This window comes from Variovorax beijingensis, from assembly GCF_003951285.1.
Lineage (GTDB): Bacteria > Pseudomonadota > Gammaproteobacteria > Burkholderiales > Burkholderiaceae_C > Variovorax > Variovorax beijingensis.
On record NZ_RXFQ01000014.1, the window covers coordinates 147,074 to 165,649 of the forward strand.

The 18,576-nt window shown below is 67.8% G+C and carries 18 protein-coding genes; 14 read left to right on the plus strand and 4 right to left on the minus strand.

Features of this window, described 5'->3' with window-relative positions:
- Positions 1–110 precede the first annotated feature (110 nt).
- Positions 111–1,931, minus strand: a complete 1,821-nt coding sequence (locus EJO66_RS22810; protein WP_223262510.1) for a sensor histidine kinase — start codon at positions 1,929–1,931, stop codon at positions 111–113.
- Between the two features lie 225 nt (positions 1,932–2,156).
- Here EJO66_RS22810 and oxlT point away from each other — a divergent pair, with 225 nt between their 5' ends.
- Entirely contained in the window at positions 2,157–3,509 is a 1,353-nt protein-coding gene (gene oxlT, locus EJO66_RS22815) for an oxalate/formate MFS antiporter (protein ID WP_124962204.1), read from the plus strand.
- 111 nt (positions 3,510–3,620) lie between these two features.
- Here oxlT and EJO66_RS22820 read toward each other — a convergent pair whose 3' ends face one another.
- Positions 3,621–4,379 (minus strand): response regulator transcription factor, encoded by a 759-nt coding sequence (locus tag EJO66_RS22820; RefSeq protein WP_125966247.1) that lies wholly within the window; start codon positions 4,377–4,379, stop codon positions 3,621–3,623.
- A 79-nt stretch (positions 4,380–4,458) separates the two neighbouring features.
- Here EJO66_RS22820 and EJO66_RS22825 point away from each other — a divergent pair, with 79 nt between their 5' ends.
- The 4 genes from EJO66_RS22825 to EJO66_RS22840 all read left to right on the plus strand — a co-directional run bounded on the left by EJO66_RS22825 (position 4,459) and on the right by EJO66_RS22840 (position 6,199).
- Positions 4,459–4,851, plus strand: a complete 393-nt coding sequence (locus EJO66_RS22825; protein WP_124962202.1) for a VOC family protein — start codon at positions 4,459–4,461, stop codon at positions 4,849–4,851.
- A 61-nt stretch (positions 4,852–4,912) separates the two neighbouring features.
- Positions 4,913–5,455, plus strand: coding sequence for a 2'-5' RNA ligase family protein (locus EJO66_RS22830; RefSeq protein ID WP_124962201.1), 543 nt, complete (start codon positions 4,913–4,915; stop codon positions 5,453–5,455).
- A complete protein-coding gene (locus EJO66_RS22835; protein WP_124962200.1) occupies positions 5,445–5,744 on the plus strand; it encodes a hypothetical protein in 300 nt (99 codons plus the stop codon). Before EJO66_RS22830 ends, EJO66_RS22835 begins: the two co-directional genes overlap by 11 nt.
- Before the next feature lie 8 nt (positions 5,745–5,752).
- Positions 5,753–6,199: a hypothetical protein gene (locus tag EJO66_RS22840; protein WP_124962199.1), complete on the plus strand. Its 447-nt coding sequence runs from the start codon at positions 5,753–5,755 to the stop codon at positions 6,197–6,199.
- A gap of 46 nt (positions 6,200–6,245) precedes the next feature.
- Here the strand turns inward: EJO66_RS22840 and EJO66_RS22845 are convergent, their stop codons facing one another.
- Both EJO66_RS22845 and EJO66_RS22850 read right to left on the minus strand, forming a co-directional pair.
- On the minus strand, positions 6,246–7,322 hold the full coding sequence (locus tag EJO66_RS22845) for an alkene reductase (protein WP_124962198.1): 1,077 nt from the start codon (positions 7,320–7,322) through the stop codon (positions 6,246–6,248).
- A gap of 61 nt (positions 7,323–7,383) precedes the next feature.
- Positions 7,384–8,184, minus strand: a complete 801-nt coding sequence (locus EJO66_RS22850) for an SDR family NAD(P)-dependent oxidoreductase (RefSeq protein ID WP_124962197.1) — start codon at positions 8,182–8,184, stop codon at positions 7,384–7,386.
- Between the two features lie 110 nt (positions 8,185–8,294).
- Here EJO66_RS22850 and EJO66_RS22855 point away from each other — a divergent pair, with 110 nt between their 5' ends.
- The 9 genes from EJO66_RS22855 to fusA all read left to right on the plus strand — a co-directional run bounded on the left by EJO66_RS22855 (position 8,295) and on the right by fusA (position 18,187).
- Complete coding sequence (locus tag EJO66_RS22855) at positions 8,295–8,825, plus strand: MarR family winged helix-turn-helix transcriptional regulator (protein WP_124962196.1); 531 nt, start codon at positions 8,295–8,297, stop codon at positions 8,823–8,825.
- Positions 8,826–8,908: 83 nt separating this feature from the next.
- A complete protein-coding gene (locus EJO66_RS22860; protein WP_124962195.1) occupies positions 8,909–9,796 on the plus strand; it encodes a helix-turn-helix domain-containing protein in 888 nt (295 codons plus the stop codon).
- 135 nt (positions 9,797–9,931) lie between these two features.
- The gene (locus EJO66_RS22865) at positions 9,932–11,617 is read left to right on the plus strand and encodes a thiamine pyrophosphate-binding protein (RefSeq protein ID WP_223262509.1); all 1,686 of its coding nucleotides are present in this window, start codon (positions 9,932–9,934) and stop codon (positions 11,615–11,617) included.
- Positions 11,618–11,652: 35 nt separating this feature from the next.
- Positions 11,653–12,630 (plus strand): Bug family tripartite tricarboxylate transporter substrate binding protein, encoded by a 978-nt coding sequence (locus tag EJO66_RS22870; protein ID WP_124962193.1) that lies wholly within the window; start codon positions 11,653–11,655, stop codon positions 12,628–12,630.
- 50 nt (positions 12,631–12,680) lie between these two features.
- Positions 12,681–12,998, plus strand: coding sequence for an NIPSNAP family protein (locus EJO66_RS22875; protein ID WP_124962192.1), 318 nt, complete (start codon positions 12,681–12,683; stop codon positions 12,996–12,998).
- A gap of 79 nt (positions 12,999–13,077) precedes the next feature.
- The gene (locus EJO66_RS22880) at positions 13,078–14,679 is read left to right on the plus strand and encodes an L-lactate permease (RefSeq protein WP_125966248.1); all 1,602 of its coding nucleotides are present in this window, start codon (positions 13,078–13,080) and stop codon (positions 14,677–14,679) included.
- Between the two features lie 33 nt (positions 14,680–14,712).
- Entirely contained in the window at positions 14,713–15,528 is an 816-nt protein-coding gene (locus tag EJO66_RS22885; protein WP_124962190.1) for an SDR family NAD(P)-dependent oxidoreductase, read from the plus strand.
- Positions 15,529–15,634: 106 nt separating this feature from the next.
- On the plus strand, positions 15,635–16,000 hold the full coding sequence (locus tag EJO66_RS22890) for a GFA family protein (protein WP_124962189.1): 366 nt from the start codon (positions 15,635–15,637) through the stop codon (positions 15,998–16,000).
- Positions 16,001–16,126: 126 nt separating this feature from the next.
- Entirely contained in the window at positions 16,127–18,187 is a 2,061-nt protein-coding gene (fusA, locus tag EJO66_RS22895) for an elongation factor G (RefSeq protein ID WP_125966250.1), read from the plus strand.
- Positions 18,188–18,576 lie beyond the last annotated feature (389 nt).

The following is an 18,576-nucleotide window of genomic DNA, read 5'->3' on the forward strand; positions in this document are numbered from 1 at the left end:
ACCATGGCGGGCAATTAAAGGAACCGTCCGATCTTTCCATTGCCATTGAAGCGCGAGTCTTCAATGTGCATGCAATACGCGGCGATGCCGCGGCGGCTGTGGATCCCGGCTCAGGCCGCGCCCGCATGCGTCCATCGCAGCGACACGCGGGTGCCTTCGCCGCTGCGGCTGTCGATGCGCAGACGGGCGCCGATCGCGTCGGCCTGCTCCCGCAGCCCCACGAGCCCGTAGTGCCCCGCGGCGCCTGCGCTCGGCTCGAAGCCGATGCCGTCGTCCGCGATCTCCAGTTCGATGCCGTCGCTCCCCATGCGTTGCAGGCGGATCAAAAGGCGTGCCGCGCCCGCGTGGCGTTCGACGTTGCGCAGCACTTCCTCGCACATGTGGAACACGGTTTCGGCCGGCTCGGCCGCGAGGGCGGACAAGGCAGGGTCGATCTGGCAGTCGAGCTCGATGCCGGAGCGCTCGCCCAGGCTCTTGGCCAGTTCGGCCAGCGCTGCCCCCAGCCCGGTGTCGCGCACCGGGTTGCTGCGCAGCTGGTCGATCGCGCGGCGTGCCTCGTCCAGCCCGTCGCGCGCCGCCCGCTCGGCCCGGACCAGCTCGTCCGGCAGCGCATCGGGCCGGTTCGATGCCAGGTGCTTGAGCACACGGATTTCGGTGAGCATCGCCATCATGGAATGCGCCAGCGTGTCGTGCAGCCCGCGTGCGAGCCGCAGCCGCTCGCGCACCACCGCGGCGTCGCGCGATTCCTGTGCGAGCCGATTGATCTCCTCGGTGCGCTGCCGCACGCGTTCGTCCAGCTCGGCATTGAGCCGGCGCAACTCGTCGCGTTCGCGCCGCAGCGTGTCCAGCAGCCGGTCGAGTGCGCTGCCCAGCCGCGCGGCTTCGTCGGCACCTTGCGGCACCTCGATGCGCGTTGCGTTGCCGGCCAGCACCGCGTCCGCGGAATGGGCGATCACGCTCACCCGGCGCGTGAGGCGGCGCGCCATGACGATGCCTGCAACCGCGGCGGCCAAGCCCAGCAGGCTCAGCACGATCGAGATGCGCCATTCGATGGCGGTCGCAAACGCCGCGACCGATTCGACCGGCTGGATCACCACGGCCTGCCAGCCGAGTCGGCGCAGCGTGCCGTCGCGAGCATTGGGCGGAGTTGCAATCAGGTAGGGCCGGTTGTCCAGCAGCCGCCTCGTCCGGATGCGCGTGGGCAGATCGGATCCGTCGTTCCCCAGGCCCGCGACCACGGGATCGAAGGGCGTTATCGGATCGCCGGCATCCTGCCAGCGCTGCCCCAGAAGGACACTCGGCCCGTGGCGCACAATGCCGTCGCGGTCGATCAGCAGCCATTCGCCCGGCGAGGCGCGGATCTCGGCCATCATCTTCTGCACCCAGTTCCAGCGGAGGTTCGCGGCGACCACGCCGATGATCGCGCCGTCTGCGTTGCGCACCGGCGCGGTGAGCTTCAGGAAGCGCTCGTTCGGTGAGCGGCCTTCCTCGATCCACGCGGCGTCCAGGCCTTGCGAGATCCACGCGTGCTGGTTGACGTTCTGGCCGACCACCTGCTCGTCGGTCGCGGCGACGATGAAGCCGTCGGCATCGGTCACCGCCAGCCAGATCAGGTCCGGCACGCCGCGGCGCACCGCCTCGAGCGACCGCTTCAGGCGTGCGCCTTCGCTGTGCTGCACGTCCTCGGACAGCATGGCCGCCACCACGCTGACGGCCTGCAGGCGCAGCAGCAGCGCGGTGTCGAGTTCGGCATTGACGTGCTCGGCCGCGGCTTCCAGGCGCTGGCCATGCTGCTCGAGCAGCGTCGCACGCACGAAGCTTCGCAGCCACAGGTTGGCCACGAGCGCCAGGCACAGGGTGAGCGCAATCAGCAGCCAGCCGATCGCCGCAGCCATGGAGCGCCGTGGGTCGATGCGACGTGCGAGGTTCATTGGCTGCGGATTCTCGCAAACGGCGGCCGTGACTTTCGGCATGGGTACTTCCCCTGAGACCTCGGGGTTTGTCTCGATCCGCCGCGTGACTTCCGGCAGGCGCGCCGGCGGCGGTTTGCGGCAACAGTTGCACCCATCGCGATCCGTGCCCCCAGCGCGACTGATTCCCAACCCCCTGTACGTGCCGCGACGCGATCGGCACGACAACGAATGGAGACAAAGCGAATGAACCCCACTTCCCTGACACAGGCCGCATCCGGCGCGCCGCCGCGCCTGTTCGACAACCGCTGGCTGCAACTGGCCGTCGGCATCGTCTGCATGATTGCCACGGCCAACATCCAGTACGCATGGACCTTGTTCGTGCCGGAGATCCAGGGCAAGTTCGGCTGGGAGCGCGCATCGATCCAGGTCGCCTTCACCATCTTCGTGCTGGTGCAGACCTGGCTCGCGCCGATCGAGGGCTACTTCATCGACAAGTTCGGTCCCCGCCTGATCGTGGCCTTCGGTGCGCTGTTCATCGGCGCGGCCTGGGTCGTCAACTCGCAGGCCACGACGCTGATGGGCTTCTACATCGGCGCGGCCATCGGCGGCATCGGTGTGGGTTCGATCTACGCCACCTGCATTAATAACGCGCTCAAGTGGTTCCCCGACCGCCGCGGCCTGGCAGTGGGCCTGACGGCAGGCGGCTACGGCGCCGGCTCGGCCGCCACCATCCTGCCGATCGCCGCGATGATCGAATCTTCCGGCTTCCAGCAGGCCTTCCTGTTCTTCGGCCTGCTGCAGGGCTCGCTGGCTTTTGCCGCGGCCTGGTTCCTGCGGGCACCCAAGGGCAATGAAGTGCGGGGCTCGACCAAGCTGGTGCAGAGCCGGCGTGACTACACGCTGGGCGAAGCGCTTCGCACGCCGCTGTTCTGGCTGATGATCCTGATGTTCTCCTGCGTGGTCACCGGCGGCATGATGGCCGTGGCGCAACTGGGCGTGATCGCACAGGACCTGGGCGTGAAGAACTTCAAGGTGGACCTGTACTTCGTCACCATGGCCGCACTGCCGCTTGCGCTGATGCTCGACCGTGTCATGAACGGCATCTCGCGCCCGCTGTTCGGCTGGATCTCCGACCACATCGGCCGCGAGAAGACCATGGTGATCGCCTTCACGCTGGAAGGCATCGGCATCATTGCGCTGGGCTACTTCGGCCACAACCCGTGGGCCTTCCTGATCCTGTCGGGCGTGGTCTTCCTGGCCTGGGGCGAGGTGTACTCGCTGTTCTCAGCGCTCGCGGGCGACGCTTTCGGCACCAAGCACATCGGCAAGATCTATGGCGTGCTGTACTGCGCCAAGGGCGTCGGCGCGCTGTTCGTGCCGCTCGGCAACCTGATGATGGAAGCCACCGGCACCTGGTCGACCGTGCTCTACACAGTTGCCGCCCTCGATCTGTTCGCCGCCTTCCTGGCCATCGTCGCGCTGCGGCCGATGCTGGCCAGGCACACCGCCATCAATGCCGCCGCATCGCATGCGCCTTCGCCAGCGCCCGATCTCGCGATGCCCGGCGGCCTGTCGCCTGCAGGCCGCTCGGCCTGACACCCCGCTGCCAAACTCGGCACTGCCAGATCCAGCGCACCCGTGGAACCGGCTTTGCCGGGCCACCGGGTGCGCCCCCCTTGGGGGAGGCGCCGAAGGCGCTTCGGGGGGTTACTTCTTCAACACCAGCACCGCCAGTTCAGTGCGCGTGTTCGCGTGGAGCTTCTGCATGATCCGGCTCACGTGATTCTTTGCCGTTCCCTCGGCCAGGTTGAGCGCCGTGGCGATCTGGCGGTTGCCATAGCCCTTGGCGATCAGTTCGAGCACGGCGGCCTCGCGCTCGGTCAGCGGTTTGGTCGCCGTCGCCGAATCGGACGGCGATGGCTCGCCGGACGCGGCGGCCGGTGTTGCGTTGCGGGGATCCGGCGCCGGCGGGGAGGGCGGCTCTTGTGCGACGCGATCAGCCAATAGCCGGAACTGGTCCATCACCTTGCGCGCGATCTGCGGCGTCAGCCGCGACTCGCCGCGATGCACGGCCCGCACGGTGTCCAGCACCTCTTCTTCCGAAGCGTCCTTGAGCAGGTAGGCCTGCGCGCCGGCACGCACCGCGTCGAAGACCAGGTCGTCGCGGTCGAAGGTGGTCAGCACCATCACGCGCGTGTGCTGCAAGGCGGCCGAGATCTCGCGCGTCGCGAGCACGCCGCCCTTGCGCGGCATGTGCAGATCCATCAGCACCACGTCGGGCAGCAGGCGGCGGGCCAGCTCCACGGCTTCCACGCCGTCGGCTGCCTGGCCGAGCACCTCGATGTCCGGCGCTGCGTCCAGCAGCATGGCCATGCCGCGACGGATCAGCGCCTGGTCGTCGGCGATCAACACGCGGATCTTCGGCGCGGCATGTGAAGAAGATGACGGTTCGGCGATGGTGCTCATGGCAGGGACGATTGTGCCCCGAGGTGCTCCGGGGGCCATCACAATTTGCCGTGTCGACCGCTACACAAGAGGAAATCCGATGTCACAAGCCAATCAACTGCGCCCGTTCTCGTTCGTGCTCGCCGTTCCGGACCTCGAGCGAAACACCGCCTACTTCAGGGATGCCCTGGGCTTCAAGGCGCAGTGGCCGGAAGGGACCGGCTGGCAGCTTCTTTCGCGAGGAGATGTGCGCATCATGATCGGCCATTGTCCGGACGCTGTCCCACCGTCTGCGACGGGCGACCACAGCTACTTCGGATATCTGCATGTGGATGACGTCGATGCACTCCATGAAGAATTCGTCCGGCGCGGCGCGTTGATAAAGCAGGCGCCGGCAGACAAGCCGCACGGCATGCGCGAGTTCCTGGTCACGACGCCTGACGGACACCGCCTCATGATTGGCCAGGACCTTGCACCGAGGACGGGAAGCTGAGCCGGCTTGTGAGCCAGGAGCGGACCTTCCGGCTCACCGCCGGTTGAATATCATGGGGCTCATGGCGATATCCGCGTTTGCTGTCAAAGTGCCCTCGGCCGAGCCGTTGATCGGCGACCTTCGGCAGCGCTTCGACGCGACGACGAAGCTGGGGGTGCCAGCGCACATCACGGTGCTTGTGCCGTTCATGGACCCTCGGCACATCACGCCTGCCGTCCTGGACCGGGCGCAACATGCGTTGAATCGAGTCGCCGCCTTTTCCTTTTCGCTGGGCAGGGTGGCGCGCTTCCCGGCGACCGCGTATCTCGCGCCGGAACCGCCCGAGCCGTTCATCGCCATGACCCAGGCGCTCGTGGATGTCTTCCCGGATTTCCAGCCGTACGGAGGGGAGCACCAAGGAGTGGTTCCGCACCTTACCGTTGCCCATGGGAACTCATCCGAGGCCGATGCAGCCGCCGCTGAGTTGCAGGAGCGGCTGGATGCATTCGGCGGCATCCATGCGGATTGCGCCTCGGTCGTGCTGATCGAAAACTCGACGGGCCGTTGGGAAGAGCTGCATGTCTTCCACCTGGCGCGGGCCGATACCTTGGCCCGTGACGATTGACGCCACTCAGTTCCAGATGCCAAACCACTACCTGGTCGTTCTCGCGTTCGCCTTGTGTCTGGCTGGCGCCCTGGTCTGCGTCTGCCTCTGCGGCTTCTACACGATGAAGATCATGCGTAATTTCAGAAGCGACCGTGAGTGGGGAAAACTCTTTGCGCCATCCTTGCTCATGGGCTCGTTCTTCAATGACGCAGGGAATGCCGCTCGGCGCAAGATGTGGTGGGCGTTGGCGGGCTTTCTCGCCTTCTCCTTCGGAGTGATGGGGATTGCGGCCGGCGTTGCGCCATAGATCGCCCCATGGGCTTCAGCATCTACTACACCGCGAAGCGGGACACGCCACTGACCCCCATCGAATCGCAGCGCATCGACGCGATCGCGCAATCGTTCGACGTCATCGCCGACATCGAGCGCTATGCGCACACGGGCAAGGGCCTCAACTGGGAGAGCTTCACGCGCTACGAAGCGTCGCGGCTGACCGGCGCAGGGGTGTTCTCTGGCGCGACGGCCCTGCCCGACAACAAGCCCTTTGCCATGCACAAGGGCGCCCGCCACTGGATCGGGTGTCTCAACCGGATTCACCGCGAAGTGCTTGCCGATGCGAAGTGGAGCGTGCAGATCGAAGACGACGCGCTGCTGTGGGACGACAAGCATGGCTGGCACGACAACGCCTCCAGCGGACTTGCGGCGCTCTGGCTGGGCTGCCTGTTGAGTTCGCGGTTCCGGCTGTTCACCCGGAGCGCTTGAGCCGTTGGGCACGCCGGCGGCGTGTTTGTTTGCAACCGTGCGGTGCCTAGCCCGCGAGCGTCGGATAGTCCGTATAGCCCTTGGCACCGGGCGTGTAGAACGTCTCCGGGGCGGGCGCGTTCAGCGGCGCGTCCTGGCGCATGCGGTCGACCAGGTCGGGGTTGGCGATGAAAGCCCTGCCCATGGCCGTCAGGTCCGCGCGGCCTTCGCTCAGGGCCTGCAGTGCGCTGGCCTTGTCGAATCCGCCGGCAAGAATGAAGGGGCCGTCGAACGCAGCCCTGAGGTCGGTCTTCAGCTTGGCCGGGACGGGCGGGGTGCCCATGGCCGAATGGTCCAGCACGTGAACGTACATGAGGCCGAGTGCGGAGAGCTGCTTCACCAGCGCCAGGTACTGTTCGTCCACGCCTTCGAATGCGCCCGTGCCATTGAGCACGCCGTGCGGCGACAGGCGGACGCCCACGCGCTCCGCGCCGATTTCCTTCACGGCCGCACGCGCGACCTCGAGCACCAGCCGGTTGCGCCCTTCGGCCGTGCCGCCGTAGCCGTCGGTGCGCCGGTTGACGTTGGCGTTCAGGAACTGCTCGAGAAAGTAGCCATTGGCCGCATGCAGTTCGATGCCGTCGAAGCCGGCCTCGATGGCAAGGCGCGCGGCCGTAGCGTATTCGCCGATCGCAGCCTGGATGTCGGCTTCGGCCATGGCGCGCGGCGGCGTGTGCGGCTGGTTGCCCTGCGTATCCGTCCACATCTGGCCGGGGCATGTCTGCGATGAGGAACTGAGCACCTCGGCGCCGGCCGGCAGGTTGTCCGTGTGGGCCACGCGGCCGGTGTGCATGAGCTGCACGACGATCCTGCCGCCCTTGGCATGCACTGCATCGGTCACGAGCTTCCAGCCTTGCACCTGGGCGTCGTTGAACAGGCCCGGAATCCGGGCGTAGCCCAGGCCGTTGGGCGAGGGCGAGGTGCCTTCCGTGATGATGAGCCCGGCGCCCGCGCGCTGGGCGTAGTACGTGGCCATCAGGCTGTTGGGCGTGTTGTTCTCGGCCGCGCGGCTGCGGGTGAGCGGCGACATCACGGCACGGTTCTTGAGCGGGGTGGCGCGCAGGGAGAAGGCGTCGAAAAGCATGGACTGTCCTGAGGAAAAGAGGAGCGAAAAAAATGAGGGGATGGCGTCGATCTGCAGGGGCTCAACCGACCCAGTAGCGCGGGGCCGGCGTTCCCACCTGGGTGGCGGCGAACAGCGCGGAGCGCGCCGCTTCGTACTTCTCCCACAGCGTTGCATCGGCGACCGACGGCCACGTGACCGCTTCGCCCTGGTCCCATCCCGCGAGCGCCGCATCGACCATGTGCTCGGTCGTCATCAAGGCGTCCTTGTTGAGAGCCGCCAGCGGGACGCCCGACAGATCCCAGATCTCGGTGGCCGTCGAGGCCGGCAGGACCAGCTGGACCTTCACGCCGGTGCCGGCCAGCTCTTCCTGCAGGCCTCGGCTGTATTGCATTACGAAGGCCTTGGTGCCGCTGTAGACGGCGCTGATGGGCAGCGCATGGATGCCGAGCACCGAAGCGATGTTGATGATCACCCCGTCGTTTCTTGCGATGAAGGCCGGCACCACCGCCTGGGTCAGGCGCGTCAGCGCCGTGACGTTGAGGGTGATCTGCGACAGCGCGTCGCCCGCGGACCTCTGGGCCACCGGTCCCAGCCGCGCAATGCCGGCGTTGTTCACCAGCACGCGCAGGTCGGCACGGGTGGACAGGATCGTCTCGATCCGCGCCAGGTCCTCGTCCTGGGTCAGGTCGGCGGTGACCGGCTCGGCCTGGATGCCGTGCGCCTTCGAGACCTGTGCGCAGAGGGCTTCGAGGCGGTCGGCGCGCCGGGCGACAAGAATGAGGTCGTAGCCGCGCGCGGCGAGGCGGTCCGCATAGACGGCGCCGATGCCGGAGGAAGCCCCGGTGACAAGAGCGACTTTCCTGGAGCTGGGATGTGTCATGGATGGCTTTCGAATAAAATTGAGGGCTCAACCAAAAAAGTTGAGGGCTCAAATGTAGGAGCGATCCGCCCCCGGCTGCCGTTGGTACAGCACTCAACCATTATCAAAACATGGGAATCAACACCAAAGCCGTCGACGCGAAGAACAGCCTGGACAAGCCGGCCGCGGACGTGCCGGGCTTGCTGGGCGGGCGTGTCTGCACGAACACGGCGCTGCGCCTTGCCGCCCGCCGGCTCGGCCAGCTGTATGACGAAGCGCTGGCGCCGCTGGACCTCAAGGCCACGCAGCTCGCGCTCATCGCGGAAATAGACAAGCTCACGGTGGCCGCCCCGCAAGGACCGACGCTGCAGGACCTGGCAGCCCGGCTCGCCATCCAGCTGTCGGCGCTGACCCACGCGCTCAGGCCGCTGGTGCGCGACGGCTTCGTCGAGTTGCGTGCGGACGCCAAGGACCGGCGCACCAAGCACGGCGTGCTCACTCCGCTGGGCAAGGCCCGTTTGTCAGAAGCGGCGGTGCGCTGGGCCGCGGCCAACGACCGCGTGGAGGCCGTGCTGGGCCCTGCCTCGGCGGCGAGCCTCCGGGCCCTGGCCGATCAGGTGTCTTCCGACGCGTTCCTGGCGGCCTACAAGTCGCAGGATTGATTCGATCGGCGGCTGAGCGGGGTGCCATGCGCTGGGTGCTGTCCGATAATCGATGGCTTCGATCTGCCATCGCAAGCCCGCTCGTGTACACGCCGCCTCCCGCCGATTTTCCTGTCTTCGACAGTTCCGACTTCAGCGGCGAGGCAGGCGCATTCCATTTCGACCTGGTGCGGCTCGAAGACCGCCCGGACATCCCGCGCGGCTTCCCGCACCGCCACAACTACTACCACCTGCTGTGGATGAGCGAGGCCGCGGGCACGCACCTGCTCGACTTCGAAACCTTCGAGGCGCGCGCCAACACCGTGTTCTTCGTCTCGCCCGGCCAGCTGCACGCCTGGGCCTCGACCGTGCAGCCCAAGGGCTTCGTCATCAACTTCAGCACCGAGTTCTTCGTGCAGATGTTTCCGCGCTCGGACGACATCGCGAAGTACCCGTTCTTCCACATCGCGTCGGACCCCCCCGTGCTCTACCTTGCTCAAGCGCAGCACGACGAGCTGCTGCCGCTGCTGCTCGAAATGGAAAGCGAGATGCTCGGGCGGGCGGAGGCGCGGCTGGACATCGTGCGTTCCTACCTGCTCGTTTTGCTGACCCGGTTGCGGCGGCTCTATCCGGCGCGTGCGGCCGACGGCGCCTCGCCGCAAAGCTACTCGCTGGCCAAGCGCTTCAAGCTCCTGATCGACCAGCACTACCTCGACTTCGGCCCGCTGCGCGACTACGCGCAGCGGCTGCATGTCACGGAGCGCCAGCTCAACGACGCCGTCAAGCGCACGCTCGGCAAGACCGCGGGCGAACTGGTTCACGAGCGACTGGTGCTCGAGGCCAAGCGGCTGCTGTGCAACACCGACATGGGCGTGGCCGAGATCGCGTTCCATCTGCATTTCGAAGACCACGCCTACTTCAGCCGCTTCTTCAAGAAGCGCACGCAGCTGACACCCGGCGAGTTCAAGAAGCGCTACGGCACGCCCCGCTAGCTGGCGTAAGCCCCTAGTGCGGGCCGTCGAAAAGTACAAGACGAGCTCGCAATCGTCCTACCGCTCCGGGCGTTCGGCTGCCTAAAGTCCATCCATCTCAACTCCGCCGCCGCAATGGTGGCCCGATGGCTGGCGATGAATGATTCCCCCAAACTGCGCACCGGCGGCCAGCTGATCGTTGACGCGCTGCTCGCGCAAGGCGCTGACACCGTGTTCTGCGTGCCCGGCGAAAGCTACCTCGACGTGCTCAATGCGCTGCATGCGCAGCAGGACGCCCTGCGTGTCGTGGTGTGTCGCCACGAGGGCGCGGCCGCCTTCATGGCCGAGGCCCAGGGCAAGCTCACCGGCCGGCCCGGCATCTGCATGGTCACGCGCGGACCCGGTGCCACCAACGCGAGCATCGGCGTGCACACCGCCTTCCAGGACTCCACGCCGATGATCCTGCTGATCGGCCAGGTCGGGCGCGACATGATCGAGCGCGAGGCCTTCCAGGAGATCGACTACCGGCGCATGTTCGGCCCCTTCGTGAAGTGGGTGGCGCAGATCGACGACGTCGCACGCATCCCCGAATTCATGGCACGTGCCTGTTCGGTGGCGATGTCCGGGCGCCCCGGCCCCGTGGTGCTCGCGCTGCCCGAGGACATGCTGACCGATTCCGCCTTTCCCGTTGCGGCGCCGCGCGTGGAAGTGCCGCAGGCGCATCCCGCCCCAGACGCGATGCTGCGCCTGCGCGATCATCTTGCCGCGGCGAAGCAGCCGCTGCTGCTGCTCGGCGGCCCCGGCTGGAGTGCGGCAGGCCGCGAGGCGATCGAGCGCTTTGCCGTACAGAACGCGCTGCCCGTGGCCTGCGCCTTCCGTCGGCAGGACCTGTTCGACAACCGCCATCCGCAGTACGTGGGGGAGGTCGGCATCGGCATCAATCCCGAGCTGGCTCGCGCGGTGCGCGAAGCCGACCTGCTGGTCGCGGTGGGAACGCGGCTGGGCGAGATCGTCACGAGCGGCTACACGCTGCTCGAGGTGCCGGTGCCGCGCCAGCAGCTGGTGCACGTGCTGCCCTCGGCCGAGGAGCTCGGGCGCGTGTACCAGCCCGTGCTCAAGATCCTGAGCAGCCCGGGGCCGTTCGCGCAGGCCGCCGCCGCCATGCCGCCGGCCGACCCGGCGCCCTGGCGCGCATGGCTCGGCCAGCTGCGCGCAAGCTATGAGCGCCATGTCGCACCCTCGACGCGCGAGGCCAAGCTCGACCCCGCCCGAGTGATCCAGACTTTGAGCAGCACGCTCGAGCCCGATGCCATTCTCACCAACGGCGCGGGCAACTACAGCGCCTGGGCGCACCGCTACTACCCGTTCTCGCGGCCGAACACCCAGCTCGCGCCCACCAGCGGCGCGATGGGCTACGGGGTTCCGGCCGCCATTGCCGCCAAGCTGCAGCATCCGTCGCGCCAGGTGGTCTGCCTGGCGGGCGACGGCTGCTTTTTGATGACCTCGCAGGAACTCGCGACCGTCAGGCGCCATGCGCTCTCGATCCTCTTCATCGTGTTCAACAACAGCATGTACGGCACGATCCGCATGCACCAGGAAGTGAACTACCCCGGCCGGCCGATCGGCACCGACCTGTGCAACCCCGACTTCGTGCGCTATGCGCAGTCCTTCGGGCTGCATGCCGAGCGGGTGGAGCGCAGCGACGACTTCGCTCCCGCGCTGCAGCGCGCGCTCGGCGCAGGCGGCAGCGCGCTCATCGAGCTCGCGATCGAGCCCGAGATCCTGACGCCGCGCGCCACCCTGAGCGAGCTGCGCGAGAAGGCACTGCGCGCTGCCTCCTGACCGATTTTTCGCGACCCCAAAAAGGAGACATAGACATGAACAAACTGCTGCGGGCCTCGGCCCTGGCGGCACTGGGCGCCTGCGCGCTCGTGCAGGCCCATGCGCAAGGCCAGGCCGACTTTCCGACACGCCCGATCCGGATCGTGGTGCCCTTTGCCGCCGGCGGTGCCACCGACGTGATCGCCCGCGTGGTGGGACAGAAGATGTCGGACCAACTCGGCCAGCCCGTGGTGGTCGACAACAAGGCCGGGGCCAACGGAAACATCGGCGCCGTGGCCGTGGCCCGCGCCGCGCCCGACGGCTACACGATCCTGATGGCGACCTCGAGCCACGCGATCAACCAGACGCTCTACCGCAAGCTCGACTACAGCCTGACGAAGGACTTTGCGGCGCTGTCGAACCTGGCGTCGGTGCCGCTGGTGCTGGTGGTGAACCCGGGCGTGCCGGCACGCAGCGCGGCCGAGTTCGCGGCCTACGCGAAAGGGCAGGGCGACCGGCTCAACTTCGCTTCGGGCGGTACCGGCACCGCGGCGCACCTGGCGGGCGAGCAGTTCAACACCCTGGTGGGCACGCGCATGCTGCATGTGCCCTACAAGGGCGGCGCGCTGGCCCAGACCGACCTGATCGGCGGCCAGGTGCAGGCGATGTTCGCCAACCTGCCCGAGGTGCTGTCGCAGGTGCAGGCCGGCAAGCTGCGGCCGCTGGCGCTGACTGGCAAGGCCCGCCGTGCCAACCTGCCCGAGGTGCCGACCTTCGCCGAGGCCGGCTATCCGCAGATGGACGCGCGCTCGTGGTTCGGCCTCTTCGCGCCGGCCGGCACGCCGGCGCCGGTGGTGGCCCGGCTGTCCGCGTCGATCGCGCAGGCGGTGGCCGACCCGGCCGTGCAGGCGCGCCTCAAGGAACTCGGCGCCGACGCCATCGGCGACACGCACGAAGCCTTCCAGCCCTTCGTCGTACAGGAAGTGAAGCGCTGGGGCGCACTGGTCGAGCGTTCCGGCGCGACCGTGGACTGAATGAAAGAACCCTCCTGAACCGCAAAGAACCGCAAAGAAACGGAAAACACATGCTCTACGACGTACGCACCTACACCTGCCGCGCCGGCACCCTGAAGCGCCACCTGGCGCTGTATGCCGAGCACGGCTTCGACATCCAGCGCCGCCACCTCGGCGAACCGCTGGCCTATCTGCAGACCGAGACCGGCAACGTCAACAGCTACACGCACATCTGGGTTTTTGCCGACGCGGCGGATCGCGCGAGCAAGCGCGCCGCGATGCAGCGCGATCCGGCTTGGGCGAGCTACCTCGAGAAGAGCGCGGCGGCCGCCTACCTCGTTTCGCAGGAGACGAGGCTGATGGTGCCGACGTCCTTCTTCAAACCCTGACATCGCGCTGCTGCGCGCACGCGCAGCCCCGGCAGCCGCAAAGACGGCCGCGCCGCCACAAGACCCTTGGAGACATCCCTTGTATCAACAGATCTACGACCCGGTCGGCGGGTCCCTGCTGCTGTCGTCGGCGCTGGCCGCGCTGCCGCTTCTTACCATGTTCGTCATGCTGGGCTGGCTGCGCGTCGCGCCGCACATCGCGGCCTTCGTGTCGCTCGCCATCTGCGTTCTGGTGGCGGTGTTCGCCTACCGCATGCCTTGGGCCACGACGCTCAACGTCGGCCTCTACGGCGCGGCCTTCAGCGTGCTGACGGTGCTGTGGATCATCGTGAATGCGATCTGGCTCTACAACCTGACCGTGCAGTCGGGCCATTTCGCGGTGCTCAAGGACAGCTTCGCGCGCATCAGCCCCGACCCGCGCATCCAGTCGATCATCATCGCCTACAACTTCGGCGCGCTGATCGAAGCCCTGGCCGGCGCCGGAACGCCCATCGCCATCTCGGGCGCCATGCTGCTGGCCATCGGCATCAAGCCGATGAAGGCTGCGGTGCTGGCGCTGGTGGCCAACACGGCGCCCGTCGCCTTCGGTGCGCTCGCGGTGCCGATCGTCACGCTGGCGCAGGTGTCGGGCGAACCCTTCGGCCTGCTGGGTGCGATCGTCGGGCGCCAGACGCCGATCCTGGCGGCCTTCGTGCCGCTGATCCTCGTCGGCCTGCTCGACGGCAGGCGCGGCATTCGCCAGACCTGGCCTGCCGCGGTGGTCGCGGGTCTTGCGTTCGGCGCGGCGCAGTGGATTGCCGCCAACCACATTTCGGTTGAGCTGGCGGACGTGTTTGGTGCCCTTGGCTCGGCCGGCGCGCTCATGCTGTTCCTGCGCGTGTGGCAGCCGGTGCAGCCCGGGCGCATCGAAGACGTGGAGCCGTCGCAGCTGGCGGTGGCGCGGCACGACGCACGCGCTGTATGGATCGCCTACGCACCCTACATCCTGATCATTGCCATCTTCTCCCTGGCGCAGATCAAGGGCGTGCAGCAATGGCTCTCGGCAGGCACCCTGCGCTTCCCGTGGCCAGGGGTGGATATCGTCAATGCGGCGGGCAAGCCCGTGTCCTCGGTCTTCACACTCAATTCGCTGTCGGCGACCGGCACGCTTCTTTTCGTGGCGGGGCTGCTGTCGGCGATGCTGCTGCGCGTGCGGCCCGCCGCGGCCGTGCGCACCTATGGCGCCACGCTCAGGCAGCTGCGCTGGGCCATTCCCACCGTGCTGTGCGTGCTGGCCCTGGCCTTCGTGATGAACTACTCCGGCCAGACGATCACGCTCGGCCGCTGGATGGCGCAGACCGGCCCGGCCTTCGCCTTCCTCTCGCCGGTGATCGGCTGGATCGGCGTGGCCGTGACGGGGTCGGACAATTCCTCCAACGCGCTGTTCGGCGCGCTGCAGGTCGCCGCGGCCAACGAGACCGGCATCCGCCCCGCATTGCTGGCCGCGGCCAACGCATCCGGCGGCGTGCTCGGCAAGATGATCTCGCCGCAGAGCCTGGCCGTCGGCGCGGCCGCGGTCGGCATCATCGGGCAGGAGGGCGCGATCTTCCGCAAGGTGATCGGCTGGAGCCTGCTGTTGCTGCTGGCGCTTTCCACGCTGGTCTACTTGCAGGCAGGCCCGCTGGCCTGGATGCTTCCCTGAATTCCTACACTTCCTGATCCACGGAGATCCAACATGCAGAACTACCGCCAACTCTTCGATCTGAGCGGCAAGACGGCCGTGGTGCTGGGCGCGGCGTCGGGCATCGGCCAGGCGTCGGCCCATGCATTGGGCGCGCTCGGTGCGCACGTCGTATGCGCGGACCGCGACGCCGACGGCGCAAAGTCCACGGCCGAGCAGATCACGCAATCGGGCACGGGCTCGGCCGAATGGCGCAGCACCGACGCGGCCAGCGGCGCGGACATCGCGGCCTTGGCTGCGCACACGCTGGCGGTGCGCGGGCGCATCGACGTTGCCGTGGCAACGCCGGCGCTCAACATCCGCAAGCTCATCGTCGACTACACGGACGAAGAGTTCGACCAGGTCGTGAACCTGAACCTCAAGGGTGCCTTTCATTTCATGCGCCGCTTCGGCGCGCCGATGATGAAGCAGGGAAGCGGCAGCCTCATCCTGTGCTCGTCGATGCGCGCGGTGACGATCGAGCCCGGCCTCGGGATCTATGCGGCCACCAAGGCCGGCATCGCGCAGATGGTCAAGGGCTTCGCGTCGGAGGTGGGCAGCTACGGCGTGCGCGTCAACGCAGTCATGCCCAGCATCATCGAGACCAGGCTGACCGCACCGCTCAAGGAGCGCCCGGCCATTTACGACACCTATGCGGCCCACACGGTCTTCAATCGCTGGGGGCAGCCGTCGGAAGTGGGTTCGGCGGTGGCCTTTCTCGCGTCCGACGCGGCCAGCTACATCACGGGCAGTTCGCTGTCGGTGGATGGCGGCTGGACCGCGATCGACGGCCCGCCCACCGGGCTGACGGCGACGCGGCCGTCCGTGTAGGCGCGCTCGTCCGGCCCCGCGCCGGCGGCTCCATGCCGAAGCCGTGCAGACATGGCTGCGCCCCCGGCCTAAACTGCGGCCCGCACAACTTCTCTTCGGAGGGCCGATGACGACGAATTACCAAGGCAGCTGCCACTGTGGCCGGATCGCCTTCGAGGTCGGGATCGAAGGCGAGGGCGAGATCCAGGGGGCGATGGCATGCAACTGCTCGATGTGCCAGCGCAGGGGATCGCTGCTGTGGTTCGTGCCGCACGACCGGCTCAGGCTGAAGACGCCGCCCGGGGACATCAGCACCTACATGTTCAACAAGCATGTGATCTCGCATCGCTTCTGCGCGGTCTGCGGCATTCATGTCTTTGGCGAGGGCACCGATCCCAAGGGCAACAGGATGGCGGCCATCAACATCCGCAGCCTCGAGGGCATCGACCTCGATGCGGTGCCGGTGCAGCATTTCGACGGGCGTTCGAAGTAGGCCCCGGGCAGCCACCCGCTTGCGTCGGCACGGCCAATCCCGTACGCTGGCCTGGCGTCCACGCGCAGCACCCGAGCCCTGGCGGGCCGCCGGGCCGGCCTTGCGGGCGCGTAAGGAGTGCATGCCATGCCAAGCCGATCGAACGGCCTTGCGGCCGAAATGCAGGCCGTGCGAACGCTGGCGCTGGTGGGCGCCGCGGCCGCCGGCAAGAGCTCGCTGGCCGAGAACCTGCTGTACAAGGCGGGCGCCATCGCGGCGTGCGGCAGCATCGAGCGCGGCAGCACCGTCAGCGATCACGACCCGCTCGAGCGCCGCATGCAGCACTCGCTCAACGCATCGGTGATGCACCTCACGCATGCCGGCACGCGCATCCACCTGATCGACACGCCCGGCGGGCCTGACTTCCTCGGCCAGAGCCTGCCGGCGCTGGAGGCAGTCGAGACAGCGGCGGTGGTCATCAACGCCGCCACCGGCATCGAGCCGATGGCGGTGCGCATGATGGAGTACGCGGCCTCGCGCCACCTGGCCCGCATGATCATCGTCAATAAGATCGACTCGCAGGGCGTCTCGCTGGCGGGCCTGCTGGCCGACATCCAGGCCACCTTCGGCCGCGAATGCCTGCCGCTGAACCTGCCCGACGGCGTCGGCCGCCAGGTGGTGGATTGCTTCTTCAACCGCTTCGGGCAGTCCGACTTCGGCCCGGTCGAGGCGGCGCACCGCGCGCTGGTGGAGCAGGTGGTCGAGGTCGATGCGGCCTTCGTCGACCGCTACCTCGAGGAAGGCGACGTGGACCCGGCCGAGCTGCACGCCCCGCTCGAGCAGGCACTGCGCGAAGGCCACCTGATCCCGGTGTGCTTCGTCTCGTCGCGCAGCGGCGCCGGCGTGGCCGAGTTGCTGGACGTGATCGTCAAGCTGCTGCCCGACCCGACCGAGGCCAACCCGCCGGACTTCATCATGGGCGAGGGCGCAGAGGCCAAGCCCATGGAGGCCAGCCCCGACCCATCGCTGCACGTGCTGGCGCACGTGTTCAAGGTCACGGTCGACCCCTATGTCGGCAAGATGGGCATCTTCCGCGTGCACCAGGGCACGGTCACGCGCGACAGCCAGCTCTACATCGGCGACGGCCGCAAGCCCTTCAAGGTGGGGCACCTGTTCATGCTCCAGGGCAAGGACCATGTCGAGGTGTCGCACGCGGTGCCGGGCGACATCGTGGCGGTGGCCAAAGTCGAGGAGATCCATTTCGATGCCGTGCTGCACGACGCGGCGGAAGACGCCCACGTGCACCTTGCGCCACTGCCGTTCCCGGTGCCGGTGCACGGCCTGGCCGTGGAGCCCAAGCGCCATGGCGACGAGCAGCGCGCCTGGGAGATCCTCGGCAAGCTCGCGGCCGAGGACCCGTGCCTGCGCATCGAGCATGTGGCCGCGACCAACGAGACGGTGCTCTACGGGCTTGGCGAGCTGCACCTGCGCATCGTGCTCGAACGCCTGCGCGAGGTGTACCGCTTCGAGGTCCAGACGCGGCCACCGCGCATCGCCTACCGTGAGACAGTGAGCGCGCCGGCCGAGGGCCACCACCGCCACAAGAAGCAGACCGGCGGCGCCGGCCAGTTCGCCGAGGTCTTCCTGCGCATCGAGCCGCTCGCGCGCGGCGCGGGTTTTCAGTTTGCCGACGAAGTCAGGGGAGGGGCGATCCCGGGCCAGTTCATCCCCGCGGTGGAGAAGGGCGTGCGCGAGGTGCTGGCGTACGGCGCGATCGCGGGCTACCCCGTGGTCGACGTGCGCGTGGTGGTGTACGACGGCAAGCACCACAGCGTCGACAGCAAGGACATCGCCTTCGCGACCGCGGGCCGCAAAGCCTTCATGGCCGCGATCCGCGAAGCCCGGCCGGTGGTGCTCGAGCCGATCGTGCAGGTCGAGATCGCCGTGCCCGAGCATGCCGTGGGCGACGTCACGAGCGACCTGTCGGCGCGGCGCGGCCTGGTTACCGGCACCTCGGGCCTGGGAGGCGGCACCGTGGCCATCGGCGGGCAGGTGCCCGAGGCCGAGCTGGCGAGCTACCAGTCGCGGCTCAATGCAATGACCAGCGGCCAGGGCCGCTACACCATTGCGCTGTCGCACTACGAAGCCGTGCCGCCGGCGGTCCAGCAGACGCTGGTGAGCCAGTACCGGGTGCACGACGAGGAATAGCATCGCCCGCCCGACTCGGGGGCATCCGGTTGCACGAGAGCTGTCGGCGCTCGACGTCGCGGCGGCGGCGGGCTATGCCAGCATTGCCGCCTTCTCGCGCGCGTTCCAGCGCCATTTCGGCCAGCCGCCCACGCTGCACCGAAGCGGCGTGTGACGCCCCCCATTGAACCGCGGCACCATGCGTTGGCCGGGTGCGCGTCATGTGTACAGCGGCTATGGAGCACCTGTGTACAGCCGGTACGGGCCCGAAGCTGCCGTACACATTGCTCCGAAGCAGTCTCTCAAAACGAAATCTTACGGTCGCGCCGGCCTGTACTGGACTCCTCGGAGAAAGGTGTCGGCCTCGGCTTCAACAAGATCATCTGGCTCGCTTCGTGCGGGAGGTCTCC